Raw genomic sequence first — 18,001 nt, 5'->3', positions numbered from 1 at the left:
CCCCGTCAGCCGTTCTTCCGGGAGCCGATCTCGAAGAGCAGGATCACGAATCCGGCGAAGACGTGCGTGGCGACCATGTAGATCGCGGCGCGGATCAGCACCCGGCGGTCGGTGCGCCGCCCGGCGTCGGTGGTGGTGGGCTTGCTCATGTCCGTCCTCCTGGGGTGTCGGGCCGGTCGAACGCCGGTCAGATCCGGGGTGCGTCGCCGAGGCACAGGTCGCCGCCGGGGCTCTGCAGCAGGGTGTGCAGGAAGAGCAGCTCGACTCCGTCGGGCGTGTCGGCGGCGATGCAGTGCGGGGTGAGCGAGTCGAAGTGCGCCGAGTCGCCCTCGTCGAGGTGGTGGACGCTCTCGCCGAGGGTGAGCCGCAGCCGTCCGCGCAGCACGTAGAGCCACTCCTCGCCGGGGTGCACCCGGACAACGGCGTCCTGCACGCCCGGTGGGACCTGGACGCGCAGCGCCTGCATCGCGCGGCCGGGCGCGCCGGCCCGCCGGTAGCCCCAGCCGCCGGCCCGGCCGGGCCCGATGACCCCGCCGCGGACCACCGGGTCGGGCTCTCCGGGCTGCTCGCCGAGCAGCCCGGAGACGCTGGTGCCGTAGGCGCGGGCGAGACCGAGCAGCACGGGCAGCGAGGGCTGCCGCCGCCCGGTCTCCAACCGCGACAGATAGGCTGGGGAGAGGCCGACCCGGGCGGCCGCGCCCTCCAGGGTCATCCGCCCGGCCGTCCGGTGCTCGCGCAGTCGCGCGCCGAGGCCCGCGACCTCCTGGTCGTCCGTCATGCGACCAGTCCACACCCGCCGTGCCTGCCGGGCAAGAATTTTGCCCCGGAGGCAAACCGCTGCGTCTCAGCCGATCAGCGCCGGCTCCCCCTCCGGGTGGACGGCCCCGTCCTGCGCCGCGCCGGTGTCGTGCCCGGCGGTCTGCGGGCGGCGCTTCGGCAGCGCCCCCATCAGCAGGAACACCAGCAGCAGGCCGCCGGCGACCCACCACAGCGAGGCGGTGAACGCGGCCGTGAACGCGCGCCCGTCGGCGAGTTCGGCCGGCGCCGCGCCGTCGACCACGCCGAAGAACGCCACCGAGGTCAGGCCGAGGCCGAGCGCCACGCCCAGCTGGTTGACCGTGTTGACCAGGCCGGAGGCGGAGCCGGCGTGCTCCCGCGGCACCTCGGAGAGCACCGCGTCCGTCAGCGGCGCGACGATCAGGCCCATGCCGGCGCCCATCACCACGAGCGGCCCCGCCATCTGCCAGGGCGTGATGCCGGTGCCCAGCCACTCGGCGAGGGCGAGGTACAGGAGGGTGCCCGCCGCCATCACCAGCGCGCCCGCCCGCAGCACCCCGCGGCCGAACCGCGGCACCAGCTTCTGCACCGAGAGTCCGGCGGCGGTGGAGACCGCGAGCGAGAACGGCAGGCCGGTCAGTCCGGCCCGCATCGGGCTCCAGCCGAGGCCGAGCTGCATGTAGAGCGTCCAGACCAGGAAGAACACGCCGCAGGCGGTGCCGTGGCCGAGCTGCACGCCGATGCCGGCGGAGAAGCTGCGCACCCGGAACAGCGAGAGCTCCACCAGCGGGGAGCCGTCCCGGCGGGACTTGGCCCGCTCGTACCGGACGAACAGCGCCAGTACGGCGAGGCCGCCGGCCATCACCGCGTAGCCCCACAGCGGCCAGCCGAGCTCGCGGCCCTGGGTCAGCGGGTAGAGCACCATCAGCAGGCCGGCGCTGGCCAGCGCCATGCCGACGAGGTCCAGCCGGAGCGCCTGCGGCGCCTTCGACTCGTCGATGAAGACCCGGCCGAGCAGCAGGCCGGCCACTCCGACGGGCAGGTTGACCAGGAAGATCGGCCGCCAGCCGAGGCCGGCCACGTCCCATTCGGTGAGCAGCGCGCCCAGCAGCGGACCGGTCACCGCGCCCAGGCCGACCATCGCCCCGAACAGTCCGAACACCTTGCCGCGCTCCTCCGCCGGGAAGCCGGCGTGGACGATCGCCAGCACCTGGGGCACCATCAGCGCGCCCGCCGCACCCTGCAGCACCCGCGCGGCGACCAGCATGTCCGGGCCGGTCGCGAAACCGCAGAGCGCGGAGGCGGCGGTGAATCCGGCGATGCCCAGCAGGAAGAGCCGCTTGCGGCCGTAGATGTCGCCGAGCCGGCCGCCGGTGATCAGGCCGACCGCGAAGGCCAGCGCGTAGCCCGCGCTGATCCACTGCAGGGCGCTGAACGAGGCGCCGGTCTCCTCCCGGATACTCGGCATCGCGATGTTGACGATGGTGACGTCGACCAGGTCCATCAGGCTGGCCGTCATCACCACGGCGAGCGCGAACCAGCGCCTGCGGTCGGGATGTTCGGGGGTCATGGTGCTCCTCGGAAGCGTGTGGGAGGTCTCTGGGGGAACACCTCCGACGCTAGGCCGCGATTAGGCCGGATCCTGACCGCAATGTGCGCGAGACTCGGGACCATGACCGACACACCCGCCCGGCTGCTGTCCCTGCTGTCGCTGCTGCAGACCCCGCGCGAATGGCCCGGCGGCGAGCTCGCCGACCGGCTGGGCGTCAGCCCGCGCACCGTCCGGCGCGACATCGAGCGGCTGCGCGACCTCGGCTACCCGGTCGAGGCCACCCGCGGCCCGGACGGCGGCTACCGGCTGGTCGCGGGCACCGCGATGCCACCGCTGCTGCTCGACGACGAGGAGGCGGTGGCCATCGCGGTCGGCCTGCGGACGGCCGCCGGGCACGCCGTGGACGGCATCGAGGAGGCGTCCGTCCGGGCCCTGGCCAAGCTCGTCCAGGTGCTGCCGTCCCGGCTGCGGCACCGGGTCTCCGCGCTCGACACCGCGACCGTCCCCGTGCTGCCCGGCGACGGTCCCCGGATCGACCCCGAGGACCTGGCCGTCCTCGCCTCCGCGATCGCCGGCCGCGAGAAGGTCCGCTTCGGCTACCGGGCCCGGGACGACGCCGAGACCCGCCGCCTCGTCGAGCCGCACCGGCTGGTCTCGGCCGGCCGCCGCTGGTACCTCGTCGCCCACGACACCGACCGGGACGACTGGCGGCTCTTCCGCGTCGACCGGATCGCCGCCCCGCAGCGGACGGGACTGCGCTGCACCCCGCGCGAACTCCCAGGCGGGGACGCCGCGGCCTTCGTCGCGGCCCGGCTGGCCGGCCCGGCGCGGGCCTACCGCGCGGTCGCCACCCTGCACCTGCCCCACGCCGAGGCCGCCCGCCGCCTCGGCCCGGGCGCCGGGGACCTGGAGCCGCTGGACGACGGGCGCTGCCGCCTGCACAGCCGGGCCGACCCGCTGGAGTGGCTGGCCGTCCGGCTGATCACCCTGGGCTGCGAGTTCGAGGTCCACGAACCGCCGGAGCTCCTCGGGCACCTGCGCGAGCTGTCCGGCCGCGCCGCCCGTGCGGCGGGGGCCGCGGACTGAGCGTCAGGGCCGGGGGACGTTCCGCAGGTTGCTGCGGGCCAGCTCGACCATCCGGCCGACGCCGCCGGACAGGACGGTGCGGCCGGCGGCCAGGGCGAAGCCGCGGAGCTGCGCGGCGGTGATCTTCGGCGGGACGGCGAGGGCGTTGGGGTCGGTGACCACGTCCACCAGGGCCGGGCCGGGGCGTTCGAGGGCCTCGGCGAGCACCTCGCGGACCCTGGCCGGATCGGTGACCCGCTTGGCGGGGATGCCGGCGGCGCGGGCGATGGCGGCGTAGTCGACGTCGCCGTTGTCGATCTCCCACTCGGGGTAGCCGCTGACCAGCATCTCCAGCTTGATCATGCCGAGTGCGCCGTTGTTGAAGACGACGGTCTTGACCGGCAGCCGGTGCTTGACGACGGTGAGCAGTTCGCCGAGCAGCATGCCGAGCCCGCCGTCGCCGGACATCGAGATCACCTGCCGCCCGGGGAAGGCCAGTTGGGCGCCGATGGCGTGCGGCAGGGCGTTCGCCATGGAGCCGTGCAGGAAGGAGCCGATCACCCGGCGGCGGCCGTTGGGGGTGAGGTAGCGGGCCGCCCAGACGTTGCACATCCCGGTGTCGACGGTGAAGACGGCGTCGTCGGCGGCGACGTCGTCGAGCACCGAGGCGACGTACTCGGGGTGGATCGGGGTGTGCTTCTCGATGTCCCGGGTGTAGGCGCCGACGACGGTCTCCAGGGCCTTGGCGTGCCGGGCCAGCGCGGAGTCGAGGAAGCGGCGGTCGGAGCGCTGCGCGAGCAGCGGGAGGACGGCCCGCAGGGTCGCGGACACGTCGCCGTGCACGGCGAGTTCGAGCGGGGCGCGGCGGCCGAGCCGGGTGGCGTCGTGGTCGACCTGGATCACCCGCCGGGTCGGCAGGAAGGAGTCGTACGGGAAGTCGGTGCCCAGCATCAGCACCAACTCGGCCTCGTGCAGCGCCTCGTGGCAGGCGCCGTAGCCGAGCAGGCCGCTCATGCCGACGTCGTAGGGGTTGTCGAACTGGATGAACTCCTTGCCCCGCAGCGAGTGCCCGACCGGTGCCAGCAGGGTGGCGGCGAGCTTCATCACCTCCTCGTGGGCGTCCCGGCAGCCGGCGCCGCAGAAGAGCGTGACGGTGGCGGCGGACTCCAGCGCCTCGGCGAGCCGCCGGACCTGGCCCCAGGGCGGTGCGGCGACGGCCTGCTCGGTCAGGAAGGACGAGCTGCCGGTGGGGCCGGCCGCGGGCAGCGCGGCGACGTCCCCGGGGAAGGCCAGCACCGCGACGCCGCGCGCCCCCAGGGCGTGCTGCACGGCCACCCGCATCAGCCGCGGCAGCTGCGCGGGGGTGGACGCCGTCTCGCAGAAGCCGCTGCAGTCGGTGAACACCCGCTCGGGGTGGGTCTCCTGGAAGAAGCCGGTGCCGATCTGCCCGGACGGGATGTGCGAGGCCAGCGCGAGCACGGGGACACCGCTGCGCTGGGCGTCGTAGAGGCCCTGGACGAGGTGGGTGTTGCCGGGGCCGCAGGAGCCGGCGCAGACCGCGAGGCGTCCGGTGAGCTCGGCCTCGGCGGCGGCCGCGAAGGCGCCGGCCTCCTCGTTGCGGACGTGCACCCAGGAGATCCCCTCGGCGCGGCGGATGGCGTCGACCACCGGGTTCAGGCTGTCGCCGACGACCCCGTAGACCCGCTCGACCCCGGCCTGCCGGAGCACCTCGACCATCTGTTCGGCCACACTGCCCACGGGGTCCGTCCTTCGGTCGCCGGTCACAGGTCGCCACCACCCTGCGACGGCGGCCCGCGGCGGGCACCCGGTCGACGGCGAACGGGTGACCGCCCGGCGTCACTCGGCGGGCAGGTGCTCGATCGGCTGGGTGTGCACACCGGCCTGCGGGTGCCGCCGGGCCGGCTCGCGGCCGGGCGGCTGGGTGCACCGCTCGGGCGGCACCTCGGCGACCGTGGTCGGCCGGTGCAGCGGCGAACCGGCCTTCACCTCCAGCACCTCGCCGTCGTGCTGCACCTGGATGCTCTCGCCGTGCTTGAGCGTGTAGGTGGTGGCGGCGTGGGTGATCTCGACCCGCAGCAGGTTGTCCCGCACCCGCAGCGCGAACGAGAGCCTGCGCAGCCCGGAGGGCAGCCGGGGCCGGAAGGAGAGCCGGCCGCCGCGGTCGCGCAGCCCGCCGAAGCCCGCCACCAGAGCGATGCAGGCGCCGGCGAGGGAGGCCATGTGCAGGCCGTCGCGGGTGTTGCCGCCGAGGTCGTGCAGGTCCATCAGGGCGGCCTCGGCGGTGTAGTCGTACGCGAGGTCGAGCTGGCCGACCTCGGCCGCGATGACCGCCTGGGTGCAGGCGGAGAGCGAGGAGTCCCGGACGGTGAGGCGCTCGTAGTACGCGAAGTTGCGGGCCTTCTGCTCGTCGGTGAAGGCGTCGCCGCGGACCTGCATGGCGAGCACCAGGTCGGCCTGCTTGACGACCTGCTTCCGGTAGAGGTCGAAGTACGGGTAGTGCAGCAGCAGCGGGTAGTTCTCGGCCGGGGTGTTCTCGAAGTCCCACAGCTGGTGGTCGGTGAAGCCGTCGGCCTGCGGGTGCACGCCGAGGTTCTCGTCGTAGGGGATGAACATCGCCGCGGCGGCGTCCCGCCAGGCGGCGGCCTCCTCGGTGTCGACGCCCAGGGTGCCGGCCTCCAGCGGGTGCCGGGTGGCGGCCTCGGCGGCGGCGCGCAGGTTGGTCTGCGCCATCAGGTTGGTGAAGACGTTGTTGTCGGCGACGGCGCTGTACTCGTCGGGGCCGGTGACGCCCTCGATGCGGAACCGGCCGGCCGGGTCGTGGTGGCCGAGCGAACGCCACATCCGGGCGGTCTCGACCAGGAGTTCCAGGCCCCAGGTGCGCTCGAACTCGGTGTCGCCGGTGGCGTGCACGTAGCGGACGACGGCCGCGGCGATGTCCGCGCCGATGTGGAAGGCCGCGGTGCCGGCGGGCCAGTAGCCGGAGCACTCCTCGCCGCGGATCGTCCGCCACGGGAAGACCGCCCCGGCCAGACCGAGCTGGGCGGCCCGCTCGCGGGCCATCGGCAGCGTGGTGTGCCGCCAGCGCAGCGCCTGGTCGACGGCGGCGGGCAGGCAGTAGGTGAGCACCGGCAGGACGAAGGTCTCGGTGTCCCAGAAGCTGTGGCCGTCGTAGCCGGGGCCGGTGAGGCCCTTGGCGGGGATCGCCCGCTCCTCGCTGCGGGCACCGGCCTGCAGCACGTGGAACAGCGCGAAGCGGACGGCCTGCTGGAGCTCGACGTCGCCCTCGACCTCGATGTCGCTGCCGCCCCAGAAGTCCCCGAGGAAGCCCTTCTGCTCGGCGACCAGGCCGTCCCACCCGGTGTAGCGGGCGGCCGTCAGCGCGGCCTCCACCTGGTCGCGCACGGCGGGCAGCGAGCGGGTCGCCGACCAGCCGTAGGCGATGAACTTGACCAGCCGCAGCCGCTCGCCGGCCTGCAGCACGGTGGTGACGCTGATCCGGCCCTGCTGCTCGGTCGCCTCGGCGGTGGCCTCGAAGCGGTCCGGGCCCTCGATCAGGTGGTCCATGCCGGCGGCGACCCGCAGGCCGCTGTAGCGGGTGCGGTGCACCAGCACGGCCTTGGTCCCGACCGCCTCGTGCGCCTCGGCGACGAGCGGCGCCTCCAGCACGGCGGCGGCGCGCGGGTCGCGTTCGCCGTCCGGGAGCTGCTCGTTGGCGACCAGTTCGGACTGCAGCACGATCCGGACGGGTCCGTCGACCGCCTCGACGGTGTAGTCGAAGGCGGCGACCGCGCGCTGGGTGAGCGAGACCAGCCGGGCGGAGGAGACCTTGACGGTCCGTCCGGCGGGCGAGGTCCACTCGGCGGTGCGCCGCAGCACGCCGTCCCGGAAGTCCAGGCTGCGCTGGTGCTGGTGCAGGTCGCCGTAGCGCAGGTCGAAGGGCTCGTCGTCGACCAGCAGCCGGATGATCTTGCCGTTGGTGACGTTGATGACGCTCTGGCCGGACTCGGGGTAGCCGTAGCCGCTCTCCGCGTAGGGCAGCGGGCGCAGCTCGAAGACACCGTTGAGGTAGGTGCCGGGCAGGCCGTGCGGCTCGCCCTCGTCGAGGTTGGCGCGCAGCCCGATGTGGCCGTTGGAGAGCGCGAAGACCGACTCGGCGCGGGCCAGGCCCTCCAGGTCGAGTCCGTGCTCGACGACGCCCCAGGGGTCGATGGCGAAGGTGTCCTGGCCGTTCACCGCGCATCCCCGGGCGCGTCCGGGAGGAGCTCGGCGAGGTCCTGGACGACGAGGTCGGCGCCGTGCGCCCGGAGCTCCTCGGCCTGGCCGACCCGGTCGATGCCGACCACCGTGCCGAAGCCGCCGGCGCGGCCGGAGGCGACGCCGGCCAGCGCGTCCTCGAAGACGGCGGCGTGCTCGGGCGAGGTGCCGAGCTGCCGGGCGGCGGCCAGGTAGGTGTCGGGTGCGGGCTTGCCGGCGAGGTGGTCGCGGCGGGCGGTGATGCCGTCCACCACCACGTCGACCAGGTCGTCGATGCGGGCGGCCCGCAGCACGTCCCGGCAGTTGGCGCTGGAGGAGACCACGGCCCGCGGCAGGCCGAGGTCGCGCAGCCGGCGCAGGTAGGCGACGGAGCCGGGGTAGGGCTCGACGCCCTGCTCGCGGATCATCCGCAGCACGGTGTCGTTCTTGGCCCGGCTGAGCCCCTGCACGGTGCGGGTACCGGGGGCGTCCTGTTCGTCGCCCTCGGGCAGGTGGATGCCGCGCGACTCCAGGAAGCCCCGGGTGCCGTCGAGGCGCGGCCGGCCGTCGACGTACTCGTCGTAGTCGGCGACCGGGTCGAAGGGTACGAAGGGTGCGCCGGTGCGGTCCGCCTCGGCGCGCAGGAAGGTGTCGAACATGTCCTTCCAGGCGGCGGCGTGCACGGTCGCGGTCTGCGTGAGCACGCCGTCCAGGTCGAAGAGGAAGGCGTGGATGTCGTCCGGAAGCCCCAGCATGGCTGCAAGTCTTGCCGCTACCGCCGCCGATATGCCGCCCATTCGCGGTCCGGCGTGTTGGACCGGGGGCGGCCGTCGCGGCCGCGGCGGGTCAGGCCGGCGTGATGACGGCGAAGGCGGCGCCCTGCGGGTCGGCGACCAGGGCGGAGCGGCCGGCCGGGCCGTCGGCGGGCGGGGCGAGGACGGTGCCGCCGGCCTTGACCAGGGCGTCGACCGAGCTGTCGGTGTCGTCGGCGGCGAACCAGACCCGCCAGTGGGAGGGCGTGCCGGGCGGGTCGGTCTGCAGGCCGGTGACCCCGCCGACCGTGCGGCCGTCGATCCGGATGCCGCGGTGGCCGGGCATGCCCGGCATCTCGGCGGTCTCCGCCCCGAAGACGGAGCCGAGGAACGCGGAGGCGGCGTCGGCGTCACTGGTGTGCAGGTCGTTCCAGGTGAGCGCGCCGGGCTCGTCGACGACCCCGGCGCCGATGAAGTCCAGCGGCTGCCAGACGCCGAAGACGGCGCCGGTCGGGTCGCTGGCGACGAGCATCCGGCCGACGGTACCGACGTCCACGGCCGGCATCAGCGTGGTGCCGCCGGCGGCGTCGACCGCGGCGCGGGTGGCGTCGGCGTCGTCGGTGGCCAGGTAGGTCGTCCAGACGACCGGTGGCCGCGGCTCGCCCTCGGGGGCCGTCTGCGGGGCGATGCCGGCCACCGGACGGCCGTTCAGCGAACAGATCGCGTAGCCGCCGAACTCGGCCGGGCCGACCTCGCCCTGCCAGCCGAACAGGTCGCGGTAGAAGTCGAGGGCGGCCTGCTGGTCGCCGGCCATCAGGTCGACCCAGCAGGGGGTTCCGGGCCGGTAGCGGGCGGTGACCTCGGGCATCGTGCCTCCCTGGGGGAAGGGCTCGCCCCGTGCCGCACGGGGCACTCCCCCGGACCACCCTTCCCGGTGCCGCCGCGGCCCGCCACCGGAGCGGGCCGCGGCGTCGAAGCTCCGGTCAGCGGCCGCGGCGCAGCGGGTTGATCACCCCGAACGCGCCGGTCAGCGTGGACGGGTCGACGAAGGAGCCGCCTGGGCCGTGGGTGCGCCGGAAGTTCTCGGCGAGGCCGGAGAAGGACGGGTCGACGGCGGCCCGGTACGCGGCGAGCATGTTGACCCGGTCCGGGGTGGAGAGCTCCCGCTCGGCGCGCAGCTCGTGGCTGCGGGACAGGTGGTACATGCCCTCCACGGTGTAGCCGGCGTCCAGCCAGCCCTGCCAGAGCGCGTCCCGGTCGTCCTCCTGGCCGGCGAAGTGGTGCAGGGCGCGCGGCCGGGGCTCCGTCGGGGCCTCGGCGGCGGGCACCGGCCCGCTGCGCAGGGCGACCCGGCGGCCGCACAGGTAGAGCACCGCGATGCCCTTGCGGACGCAGAGGTTGAGTGCCTCGGCGGCCTGGTCGACGACGGCCTCGCCCTTGTCGTTGAGCGAGGTGTTGCAGAGCACCGGCACGCCGGTGGCGGCCCGGAAGGCGTCCAGGGCGCGGTGCAGCAGCGGGTTGGACGCGGCGGTGACGGTCTGGTGCCGGGCGGAGCCGTCCAGGTGCACCACCGCGGGGACGAGCGGGCGGACCTCGGGCCGGACCTGCACCGCCTCCAGCATGTACGGCGACTCGCGGTCGCAGGCGAACCAGTCGGCGGCGTGCTCGGCCATCACCATCGGGGCGACCGGGCGCCACCACTGGCGGCGCTTGTACTCGTTGAGGAGGTCCTTGACCTTGGTGGAGCGCGGGTCGCCGAGCAGGCTGCGGTGGCCGAGCGCACGCGGGCCGAGCTCGGCCCGGCCGTCGACCCAGGCGACGACGCCGTCGGAGACGTCGGCGACGAACTGCTCGGGGTCGAAGTCGGTGACCGAGTCGATCCAGGGGGCGAACTCGGCGAGCGCCTCCTCGGTGTCGAGCACCTCGCGGCCGAAGTAGGCCGTGTCGATCCGGAGGTCGGCGGTCTCCAGCAGACCGGCGCCGTACAGGCCGAGCAGGCCGAGGCCGATGCCCTGGCCGGAGTCGTTGGCGCACGGCGGGGTGATCAGGCTGCGGAAGCCGAAGCGGTCCATCAGCAGGGTGTTGGTCGGGCAGTTGAGCGCGTAGCCGCCGGTGGTGGCGAGGTGGGTGTCCTCGGCCCGGATCCCGCCGGCCTCCAGCAGACGCTCGACGTTGCGGATGGCGACCGCCTCGCAGCAGCGCTGGACGACCTTCATCACCGCGCTGCGCAGGTTGTCCTCGGCGCTCAGCGCGGGGTCGGGCGCGGCCCCGCCGAGCTGCCGCTCGGCCTCGGCGACGATCTCGCGGACGAGGTCGTGCGCGGCCTTCCACGGCTGGGTGGCGGAGCCGCCGAAGAACGTGACGTCCCGGACGCCGGCCTCCGCGTCGAAGGCGATCGAGGTCTCGGAGGCGGAGGCCAGCGCCATCAGCGAGCCCGGCTCCAGGCCGAAGACCGTCTCGGCGGCGGTGTACAGCGGGCCGGGGGACTCCACCGGCAGGAAGGTGATCGCGCCGGCCTTCACCACGCAACCGGCGTACCAGTAGCGGTTGGGCCGGTTCTCCTGCGCGTAGTCCGGCAGGGCGTCGATGGCGAGGCCGACGATCTGCTCCTCGCGGAACAGCCGGGTGTCGCGCAGGATGCCGCTGAACAGGTGGGCGAGGCTGTGCACCGGGAAGTCCTCGGCGCCGGCCGGCTTGGGCACCGGGCGGTCGCCGGGCAGGCCGGGGGTGCCCCAGCAGGCGGTGACGTCGGCCGGGACGAGCCCCTCCTCGGCGAGCAGGGCGGCCAGGAAGGCGGTGGCCCGGCCCTCGGTGTACAGCGGCCAGAAGTGGTGCTTCTGGCCGCTCACGCGCTCCAGCTCCCACACCCTGACCAGGTCGACCCGGTCGCCGTCGCGGCGCCAGAGGGCGACGTTCTGGTCGTGGCGCACCGAGAAGACCGCGCCCGGGCCGGGCGGGGTGAGATAGGCGGACAGGAAATGCTCGGCCACGGTTCCCTCTTTCCTCTGGCTGCCAGGACGAGGCGATTCCCCCGGTGCCTGCGAACGACCCGGCCATTGGAACACCGGGCCGAGTGGCCGGTCCATGCTGAATTGCCGTATTACGTACCGGCACCGATGCCTGTACGCATGTGCGTATCCGGTGGGGGAGAGCGATTTCAACGACCGTTCCGGTCGCCTTTGCCGCGGATTTGTGCGCGGGGGTCAGAGCCAGCCGCGGCGGCCGGCGTAGAGCCCGGCCTCGAACCGGCTGCGGGCGCCGAGCCGGTCCATCAGGTCCGCCATCATCCGGCGGACGGTGCGCAGCGACAGGCCGAGGTGCTTGCCGGCCGCCTCGTCGGTGTAGCCGCGGCCGAGCAGCCGCAGCAGTTCCTGCTCCTGCCTGGTCAGGCCCTGTTCGTCGCGCTCGCGGGGGGCGCCGAAGGGCGCGGCGTCGGCCCACACCTGCTCGAAGAGCGACACCAGGGCGGTGATCACCCCGGTGGAGCTGATCTGCACGGCTCCCTTGCGGGTGTTGGCCGGGTCGATCGGCACCAGGGCCACCGACCGGTCGAAGATGATCATCCGCAGCGGCAGGGCGGGCACCGTCCGCACCTGGCCGCCGAGTTCGGTGAGCCACTCGGCGTGCCGGGTGGTGGCCCGGTCCTTGCGGACGCTGTCCAGGTAGATGGTGCGCATGACCACGCCCCGGCCCAGCGCCTGGCTGTTCAGGGGGCGACTGGCCTGGAGCGACGTCGCGGACTGGGTGCCGCCGGGGCTGAACGACAGGCACTCGGCGGAGATCGAGGAGGTCAGCTCCTCCAGGCGGGCCTGGACGGTGGTCATCCCGATCAGCCGCTCGATCCGGTTGTCCTCCTCGCTCGCCGACTCGTCGCGGTACTCGGCGAGCAGCGCGGTGATGGCGGCCTGGCCCTCCTCGAAACGGAGCTGGTTCTCCTGCTGGAGCGACTCGTTGTACTGGAGGAGGGCGGGCAGGCCCACCCGCGGATCGACCGGCCGCAGCCCGCCCGGATCCTCGCCGGGCACCTCGTCGGAGGGTCTCAGCAGTCTCAGCGCCGCCAGGTGGTCCAGCGCCGCGCGCACCTGGCCCTCCGTCAGTCCGAGCTTGCGCATCAGCCCGTCGATCCCGATCCGATGGTCCGTCAGCATGATCCTGTAGACCGCTTGCGCCGCGCTGTCGATCTCCTGCATCGTCGAACCCCACCTGCCGCCATGTCCCCGTCCCGGCACTCGGCCGGGCATGATGCCGGTCGATCATGCCAGGGCCGGGACAGTCCGGACAACCGAATGGTCGGGGCCGCCCGAATCGTCCGTGATCGGTTCGCACATTCATGTGGCACCAACCTGCCAGGCAGATCTTCATGCCGTCCTGAACACCTTCCGATACCTTCCGGGCTCCCGCAGACTTCTTGTTGTCGGGAGGCCGCCGGGCCTCTCCGCCAGGACCGGCCGTAAAGCGCGGAACGTCATCACGGTTGGATGACGGAGCGTGATCGGTGAATGGCCGTGTTCCCGCTTCCGAAGCAGCAATTCGCATGGGGGAATCATGCTTTCCTGTACCAGGTTCGCCGGGTCGGCCCTGCTCGCGCTGGCCGTCTCCGCCGGTGTGCTGGCCGGCTCCGCCCAGGCCGCCCCGGGTCACCGTCCGTCGCCGACCGCCGGCACCGCCGCGGTCACCGCCACCGTCTCCACCGAGATCGGCGCCGCTTTCGACACGGTGCTGCCGGCGATCGAGCACGGCTCCCGGCTGCCGAGGATCGTCCTCAACGACGACATCCGCTGGGACTGATCCACCGTCAACCGGCCGGAGGCCGAACGAACGTGCACATGGCCACCGCCACCCTGGTCGGGCCGGCCTCCGGCGGCGTCCTCGACGCCGCCCTGCTCGCCGCACTGCTCCGGGCCGCCGCCGAGGAGCACAGCGGTCTGGAGCACCTGACCGTCCTCCCCCGTCCGGGCCGGACCGACGTGGTGCTCTTCTACACGGGCACCAGCCCCTGCGCCGCCGACGCGGCCGGCACCGACCTCTGCCGGCGCGCACTGCGCGCCGCGGCCGAACTCGGCCGCTGGAATCTCTGCCAGGACGGGTGAGACCACCCCGTCGCCCCGCTGTGCCGACCGGCCGACCGTCGGTGTGCGCAACGATCCGCCAGGAGATGCTGTGACGGTTATCGAGCCGATCGTGCTGAATTTCTTCGGCATCGACGTCGTCGTCGACGGCGCCGACCGGGACGCGGTCGCCTTCCACTTCGGTCCGCACACCGTCCGCCGGCCGCCCGCCCCCGACCACCTGCGGGTCGAGTTCGGCGGTACGGCCGGCACCGGCGAATTCCTCGTCCGGCGGGGCGACGGCACACCCCTGCTCCGGCGGGCCTTCCGCGGCTGGGGCAACGTGCCGCCGCCGCTGCCGCCGTTCGCGGTGCTGGCGGACCGCTTCCACCTGGTGCAGGCCGTGGTGCTCGCCCGGGGCGCCACCACCGTCGCCCTGCTCGGCGGCCCCTACGCCGAGCAGGCCAACGTGGCGGCCGCCCTCGCGCACCGCTCCTGGGAGTTCGTCTCCGGCCGACTGCTGGTGGTGGACCGCCGCACCGGCCAGGTGCTGCCCTACCTGACACCCCTGGAGGTGCGCGGAAGACCCGCCGGCTGGCTGCGCGGCGCCGGCCTGCCCGACGGGCTCTGGCGTACCGTCACCTCGCCCACCGGCGCCGAGATCCTGCTGGTCCGGCCCGAATGCCTCGGACCGGTCGTCCCGGTGCGGGCCAGACCCGCCCCGCCGACCCTCGTCCGGCTCTGCCGCGGCACCGACGAAGGGGTCCGGCTGACCCCGTGGCGCGGCACCGCACCCGCCTGGCCCCCGGGAACGGCCGGACTCCCGGCCGACCTGCCCGCCCACCGCCTGGAACTGCCGGGCGTGAGCGGCGCCGAGGAGGCGGCCGGACTGATCGATCAGGGACTGACCCAGAAGGACGAACCATGCCTCGACGCACCAGCTATTCCCCCGGCACGCCGTGCTGGACTGACTGCATCACTCCGGACCTGACGGGGAGCCAGTCCTTCTACGCCGAGCTCTTCGGCTGGGAGTACGTCCCCGAGACCCCCGGCTACCAGCTCGCCGTACTGCGCGGCGAGATCGTCGGCGGCTTCGGCGCCGCACCGGCCGGGATGCCGCCGCGCGCCGCCTGGAACACCTACCTGGCCACCAAGGACGCCGAGCACACCTGCGCACTGGTCGGCCTGGCCGGCGGCCGGGTCGTCATGCCGCCCGTGCCCGCCGGCGACAACGGCCGGCTCTTCCTCGCCGTCGACCCGACCGGCGCCGCCGTGGGCTTCTGGGAGGGCCACCGGGCCGAGGGCGTGGTGATCGCGGACGAGCCGGGTGCCGTGTGCGGGCACGAGCTGCGGGTACCGGACGCCACCCGGGCCGCCGCCTTCTACGCCGACCTCTTCGGCCACCGGACGACACCCGGCGAGGAGGAACTGCAGCTCGACGGCGCCCCGGTCGCCCGGCTGACCGAGGGCGACCACGGCCGCCCGCTCTGGCTGCCCCACTTCGGCACCGCCGAGCCCGCCGACACCGCCCGGCTGGCCGAACGCCTCGGCGCCGAACCCGTGCGGCCGGCGGACGGACGGCCCGGCGAAGCGGTGCTCCTCCGCGACCCGTGGGGCGCGGAGTTCGGCCTGGTCCAGGCATAGGGAACGGCAGGCGGCACCACCAGGGGCGGCACGCCCCGGCTTTGGCCGCCCACGGCGGTGAGTGCGCAGGTCCCCGAGCCCCTGGCCTGGCCGGGTCAGAGGGCCTTGACGGCGGCGGCGAGTTCGGGGCGGCCCTTGATGGCGAGCTTGCGGTAGATGCGGCCGAGGTGGGTGTCGACCGTCCGCTTGCTGAGGCAGAGGCGCTCCGCGACCTCCAGGTTGCTGAGGCCCTGCAGGACGAGCTCGGTGACCCGGCGCTCGCTCGGCGTCAGCCGGACCGGTCCGGCGTCGCGGGTGCCGATGGCCGGGCCGCGGCCGTCCGCGGGCCGCGGCGGCCGGGCGTCCGCCCCAGGCAGCGGGTCGGCGGCGATGGTCCGGGCGGCGGCGTGCTCGCCGAGCGCCTGGTAGGCCTGGGCGGCGTGGCTGCGCCACGGCACGCAGGCCGGGTTGGCGATGCCGCGGGCGGCCAGCTGGTGTCCGCATTCGAGGAAGAGCCGCAGCGCCTCGGCGTGGTCGCCGTGGGCGGCCGCGGCGAGTCCGCGGGCCTCCAGCACGACGGCGCGGACCAGCGGGTGGGCGTCGGCGGGCAGGGCGGTCGCGGTGAGTGCGGCCGGGTCGGCCCGGCCGCCCCGGCGCAGTTGGGCGCGGACCTTCAGGGCCCGTGCGGCGCAGGCGAGTTCGTCGGCGCGGACCCGGACGGCGAGCTGTTCGGCGCGTTCGGCGTCGGAGAGCGCCGCGTCGAGGTGGCCCTGCCGGTGGGCGATGTCGGAGCGGGCGAGCAGGGCGAGGGCGGCCTCGCCGTGGTGGTTCCAGCGCTGGGCGGAGCGGACCACCCGGCCGGCCCAGGCGGCGGCCTCGTCCAGGCGGCCGCTCCAGGCGAAGGCCATGGCGGCGCCGAGCACGGCGACCCCGGCCTCGGCGGGCGAGGTGCCGCGCACCGCGCGGGCGGCGAGCCGGACGGCCCGCCGGGGTGCGCGGCCGCCGGCGGCGGTGGCCGCGGCCAGTGCAGCAGTGAGTGCCGTGCGGTCCGCTTCGCTGCCGCCGGCGCGCAGGGCCTCGACGGCGGGCCGCAGGGCGGCGTGCCGGCCGGCGAGCAGGGCCTGTGCGGTGAGCACGGGCAGTTCGGGTGCGTGCTCGCCCGTGGCGGCGAGGGCGGCCGCGGTCTCCGCGAACGGGATGTCGGCGCCGGCCGGTCCGAGGGCGAGCAGCGGGTTGGCGAAGGGGGCGAGCAGGGCGGCGCGCTCGGCGGCCGGGGCGACCGCGCCGAGGCCTGCTGCGTAGCGGGCGCCGGCGGCGACGTCCCGGTGGAGTTCGACGGTGCCGAGCTGGCCGGTGAGGGCGCGGACGAGGTCCTCCTCGCGGGCCTCGGCGAGGGCGCGCTGCAGGTAGCGGGCGGCGTCGTCCCAGTGGCCGGCCGCGGCGGCCTCCCGGGCGGCGGTGCGGAGCACCGGCAGCGCCCAGTCCAGGCCGGTGGCACCGGAGGACATCAGGTGCTCGGCGGTGCGGACGGCGGGCGCACCGAGCCGTACCAGCAGCGCGGCCGCCCGCTGGTGGAGGGCGACCAGGGCGACCGGGTCGGTGCGGGCCAGCACCGCGGTGCGGACGATCTCGTGCCGGAAGCCCTCCGGCGGGCCCGGGTCGACCAGGTCGGTGCGGCGCAGGGCCTCGCGGGCCTCGTCGGCGAGCAGGTCGCCCTGGCCCATGAGCAGGGCGGCGGTGGCCAGGTCGGCGCCGGGGCCGAGTACGGCGAGGCCGGTGAGCAGTTCCATCGCCCGCGGGTGGGTGCCGCGAAGCCAGCTGAGGGTGGTGTCGGCGAGGGTGGCGGCGCCGGTGCGCAGGACGGCGTCGAAGTCGGGCGAGCCGGGGGAGGTCCGGTCGGCGAGCAGGCGGGCGGTCAGTTCGCCGAGCACCAGCGGGTTGCCGCGGGACAGGTCGTGGCAGACGGCGGCGAGCTCGGGGTCGACCGGGCCGGCGAACTCCTCGGCGAGCCGTTCGGCGGTGCAGCTGTCGCAGAGCGGTCCGGGGGCGACCGTCCGGGCGTGGCCGAGGACGCCGAGTTCGGCGGTGAGCGGGTCGGCCGCCTCGTCGGCGGTGGTGGCGAGGAGGGCGACGGGGAGGCCGTCGAGGCGCCGGGCGAGGTAGGAGAACCACTGCCGGGAGGCGTCGTCGGCGAGGTGCAGGTCGTCGATGGCCATGACGACCGGGGTGCGGCTGGTGAGCGACCTGGCGGCGTGGAAAAGGCTGTCGAGCACCTGCCGCCGGCCGTTTCCGGCCCCCCCGCCGCCGGATGCGTCGGATCCGTCGGCGGCACCGGCGTCCGCGGTGTCCGGAAGGGCTCCGGCGAGGATTCCGCCGGGGGATTCCGCGGCGAATTCCGGCTGCGGCACGACACCCGATCCCGACATGAACGGGTCAAAAAGCTGACGGACGACGCCGTACGGGAAATCGCGCTCGTTGTCGTGGCAGCGGGCCCGCAGTACGACCGCCTCGCCGGGCACCCGGGCGAGGGCCGCGCGCAGCAGCGCGGTCTTGCCGATGCCGCGCGGGCCGCGGATCAGCACCACGGCCGGACTGCCGGCCCCCGCCTGCGCCACGGCCTGCGCCAGATCGGCCAGTTCGCGTTCCCGGTGCAGCAGACTCCCCGCCGACATGCGTCCCCCCGTACGCCGCGGCCCCCCGCCCGGGCCGGGCCGGTGGTCCGCAAGCACACCAGTATCCCCGCGCCCGAGGGGCTGTCAACGCGGGCGGCGGCATACGTACACGGCTACGTACTGCCGGAAAGCAATACGCAATCGACGGCGATGCGTAATTCCGTACCGGACACGAATTTGCAGTATGTACAGCCGTTTTGACGACATGTTCGAATGAACCGGCAGGGTCGCCCCGGCAATGTGCGGCGGCCGGCACTC

Annotated in this window: 15 protein-coding genes; 5 read left to right on the top strand and 10 right to left on the bottom strand. The window is 74.6% G+C overall.

Annotated elements, in window-relative coordinates; translation table 11 throughout:
- Positions 1-5: 5 nt before the first annotated feature.
- The 3 genes from IE98_RS49310 to IE98_RS0121830 all read right to left on the bottom strand — a co-directional run bounded on the left by IE98_RS49310 (position 6) and on the right by IE98_RS0121830 (position 2,347).
- Positions 6-149 carry a DUF6126 family protein gene (locus IE98_RS49310; protein ID WP_159401010.1) on the bottom strand — a complete coding sequence of 48 codons (144 nt, stop codon included), beginning with the start codon at positions 147-149 and terminating at the stop codon, positions 6-8.
- A gap of 38 nt (positions 150-187) precedes the next feature.
- Positions 188-778 (bottom strand): helix-turn-helix domain-containing protein, encoded by a 591-nt coding sequence (locus IE98_RS0121835; RefSeq protein ID WP_030271395.1) that lies wholly within the window; start codon positions 776-778, stop codon positions 188-190.
- Positions 779-844: 66 nt separating this feature from the next.
- Entirely contained in the window at positions 845-2,347 is a 1,503-nt protein-coding gene (locus IE98_RS0121830) for an MFS transporter (RefSeq protein ID WP_030271393.1), read from the bottom strand.
- A gap of 102 nt (positions 2,348-2,449) precedes the next feature.
- Between IE98_RS0121830 and IE98_RS0121825 the strand changes: the two genes are divergently transcribed.
- Positions 2,450-3,415: a helix-turn-helix transcriptional regulator gene (locus tag IE98_RS0121825; protein ID WP_030271392.1), complete on the top strand. Its 966-nt coding sequence runs from the start codon at positions 2,450-2,452 to the stop codon at positions 3,413-3,415.
- A 3-nt stretch (positions 3,416-3,418) separates the two neighbouring features.
- Here IE98_RS0121825 and IE98_RS0121820 read toward each other — a convergent pair whose 3' ends face one another.
- The 6 genes from IE98_RS0121820 to IE98_RS0121795 all read right to left on the bottom strand — a co-directional run bounded on the left by IE98_RS0121820 (position 3,419) and on the right by IE98_RS0121795 (position 12,590).
- Positions 3,419-5,152: a pyruvate dehydrogenase gene (locus IE98_RS0121820; RefSeq protein ID WP_267882359.1), complete on the bottom strand. Its 1,734-nt coding sequence runs from the start codon at positions 5,150-5,152 to the stop codon at positions 3,419-3,421.
- A gap of 99 nt (positions 5,153-5,251) precedes the next feature.
- Entirely contained in the window at positions 5,252-7,648 is a 2,397-nt protein-coding gene (locus tag IE98_RS0121815; RefSeq protein WP_030271387.1) for a glycoside hydrolase family 65 protein, read from the bottom strand.
- Positions 7,645-8,403 (bottom strand): HAD family hydrolase, encoded by a 759-nt coding sequence (locus IE98_RS0121810; protein WP_030271384.1) that lies wholly within the window; start codon positions 8,401-8,403, stop codon positions 7,645-7,647. Before IE98_RS0121810 ends, IE98_RS0121815 begins: the two co-directional genes overlap by 4 nt.
- A gap of 91 nt (positions 8,404-8,494) precedes the next feature.
- Positions 8,495-9,268, bottom strand: coding sequence for a VOC family protein (locus IE98_RS0121805; RefSeq protein ID WP_030271382.1), 774 nt, complete (start codon positions 9,266-9,268; stop codon positions 8,495-8,497).
- Positions 9,269-9,383: 115 nt separating this feature from the next.
- Complete coding sequence (locus tag IE98_RS0121800) at positions 9,384-11,390, bottom strand: carbamoyltransferase C-terminal domain-containing protein (protein ID WP_052390791.1); 2,007 nt, start codon at positions 11,388-11,390, stop codon at positions 9,384-9,386.
- 213 nt (positions 11,391-11,603) lie between these two features.
- The gene (locus IE98_RS0121795) at positions 11,604-12,590 is read right to left on the bottom strand and encodes a helix-turn-helix transcriptional regulator (protein ID WP_030271378.1); all 987 of its coding nucleotides are present in this window, start codon (positions 12,588-12,590) and stop codon (positions 11,604-11,606) included.
- Positions 12,591-12,945: 355 nt separating this feature from the next.
- Here IE98_RS0121795 and IE98_RS0121790 point away from each other — a divergent pair, with 355 nt between their 5' ends.
- The 4 genes from IE98_RS0121790 (at position 12,946) to IE98_RS44885 (ending at position 15,092) form a co-directional block, all read left to right on the top strand.
- A complete protein-coding gene (locus tag IE98_RS0121790) occupies positions 12,946-13,188 on the top strand; it encodes a hypothetical protein (protein WP_030271376.1) in 243 nt (80 codons plus the stop codon).
- A gap of 38 nt (positions 13,189-13,226) precedes the next feature.
- Positions 13,227-13,490 carry a hypothetical protein gene (locus IE98_RS0121785; RefSeq protein ID WP_030271374.1) on the top strand — a complete coding sequence of 88 codons (264 nt, stop codon included), beginning with the start codon at positions 13,227-13,229 and terminating at the stop codon, positions 13,488-13,490.
- 70 nt (positions 13,491-13,560) lie between these two features.
- Entirely contained in the window at positions 13,561-14,439 is an 879-nt protein-coding gene (locus IE98_RS0121780; protein WP_030271372.1) for a hypothetical protein, read from the top strand.
- Positions 14,373-15,092 carry a VOC family protein gene (locus tag IE98_RS44885; RefSeq protein ID WP_052390790.1) on the top strand — a complete coding sequence of 240 codons (720 nt, stop codon included), beginning with the start codon at positions 14,373-14,375 and terminating at the stop codon, positions 15,090-15,092. Before IE98_RS0121780 ends, IE98_RS44885 begins: the two co-directional genes overlap by 67 nt.
- 95 nt (positions 15,093-15,187) lie before the next feature.
- Here IE98_RS44885 and IE98_RS42840 read toward each other — a convergent pair whose 3' ends face one another.
- Complete coding sequence (locus IE98_RS42840; protein WP_043174739.1) at positions 15,188-17,743, bottom strand: ATP-binding protein; 2,556 nt, start codon at positions 17,741-17,743, stop codon at positions 15,188-15,190.
- Positions 17,744-18,001: the final 258 nt, after the last annotated feature.

This window comes from Streptomyces sp. NRRL B-24484, from assembly GCF_000717715.1.
Classification (GTDB): domain Bacteria; phylum Actinomycetota; class Actinomycetes; order Streptomycetales; family Streptomycetaceae; genus Kitasatospora.
Note: the sequence above shows the minus strand (reverse complement) of the source record. Positions and strands in the feature narration are given on the sequence as shown.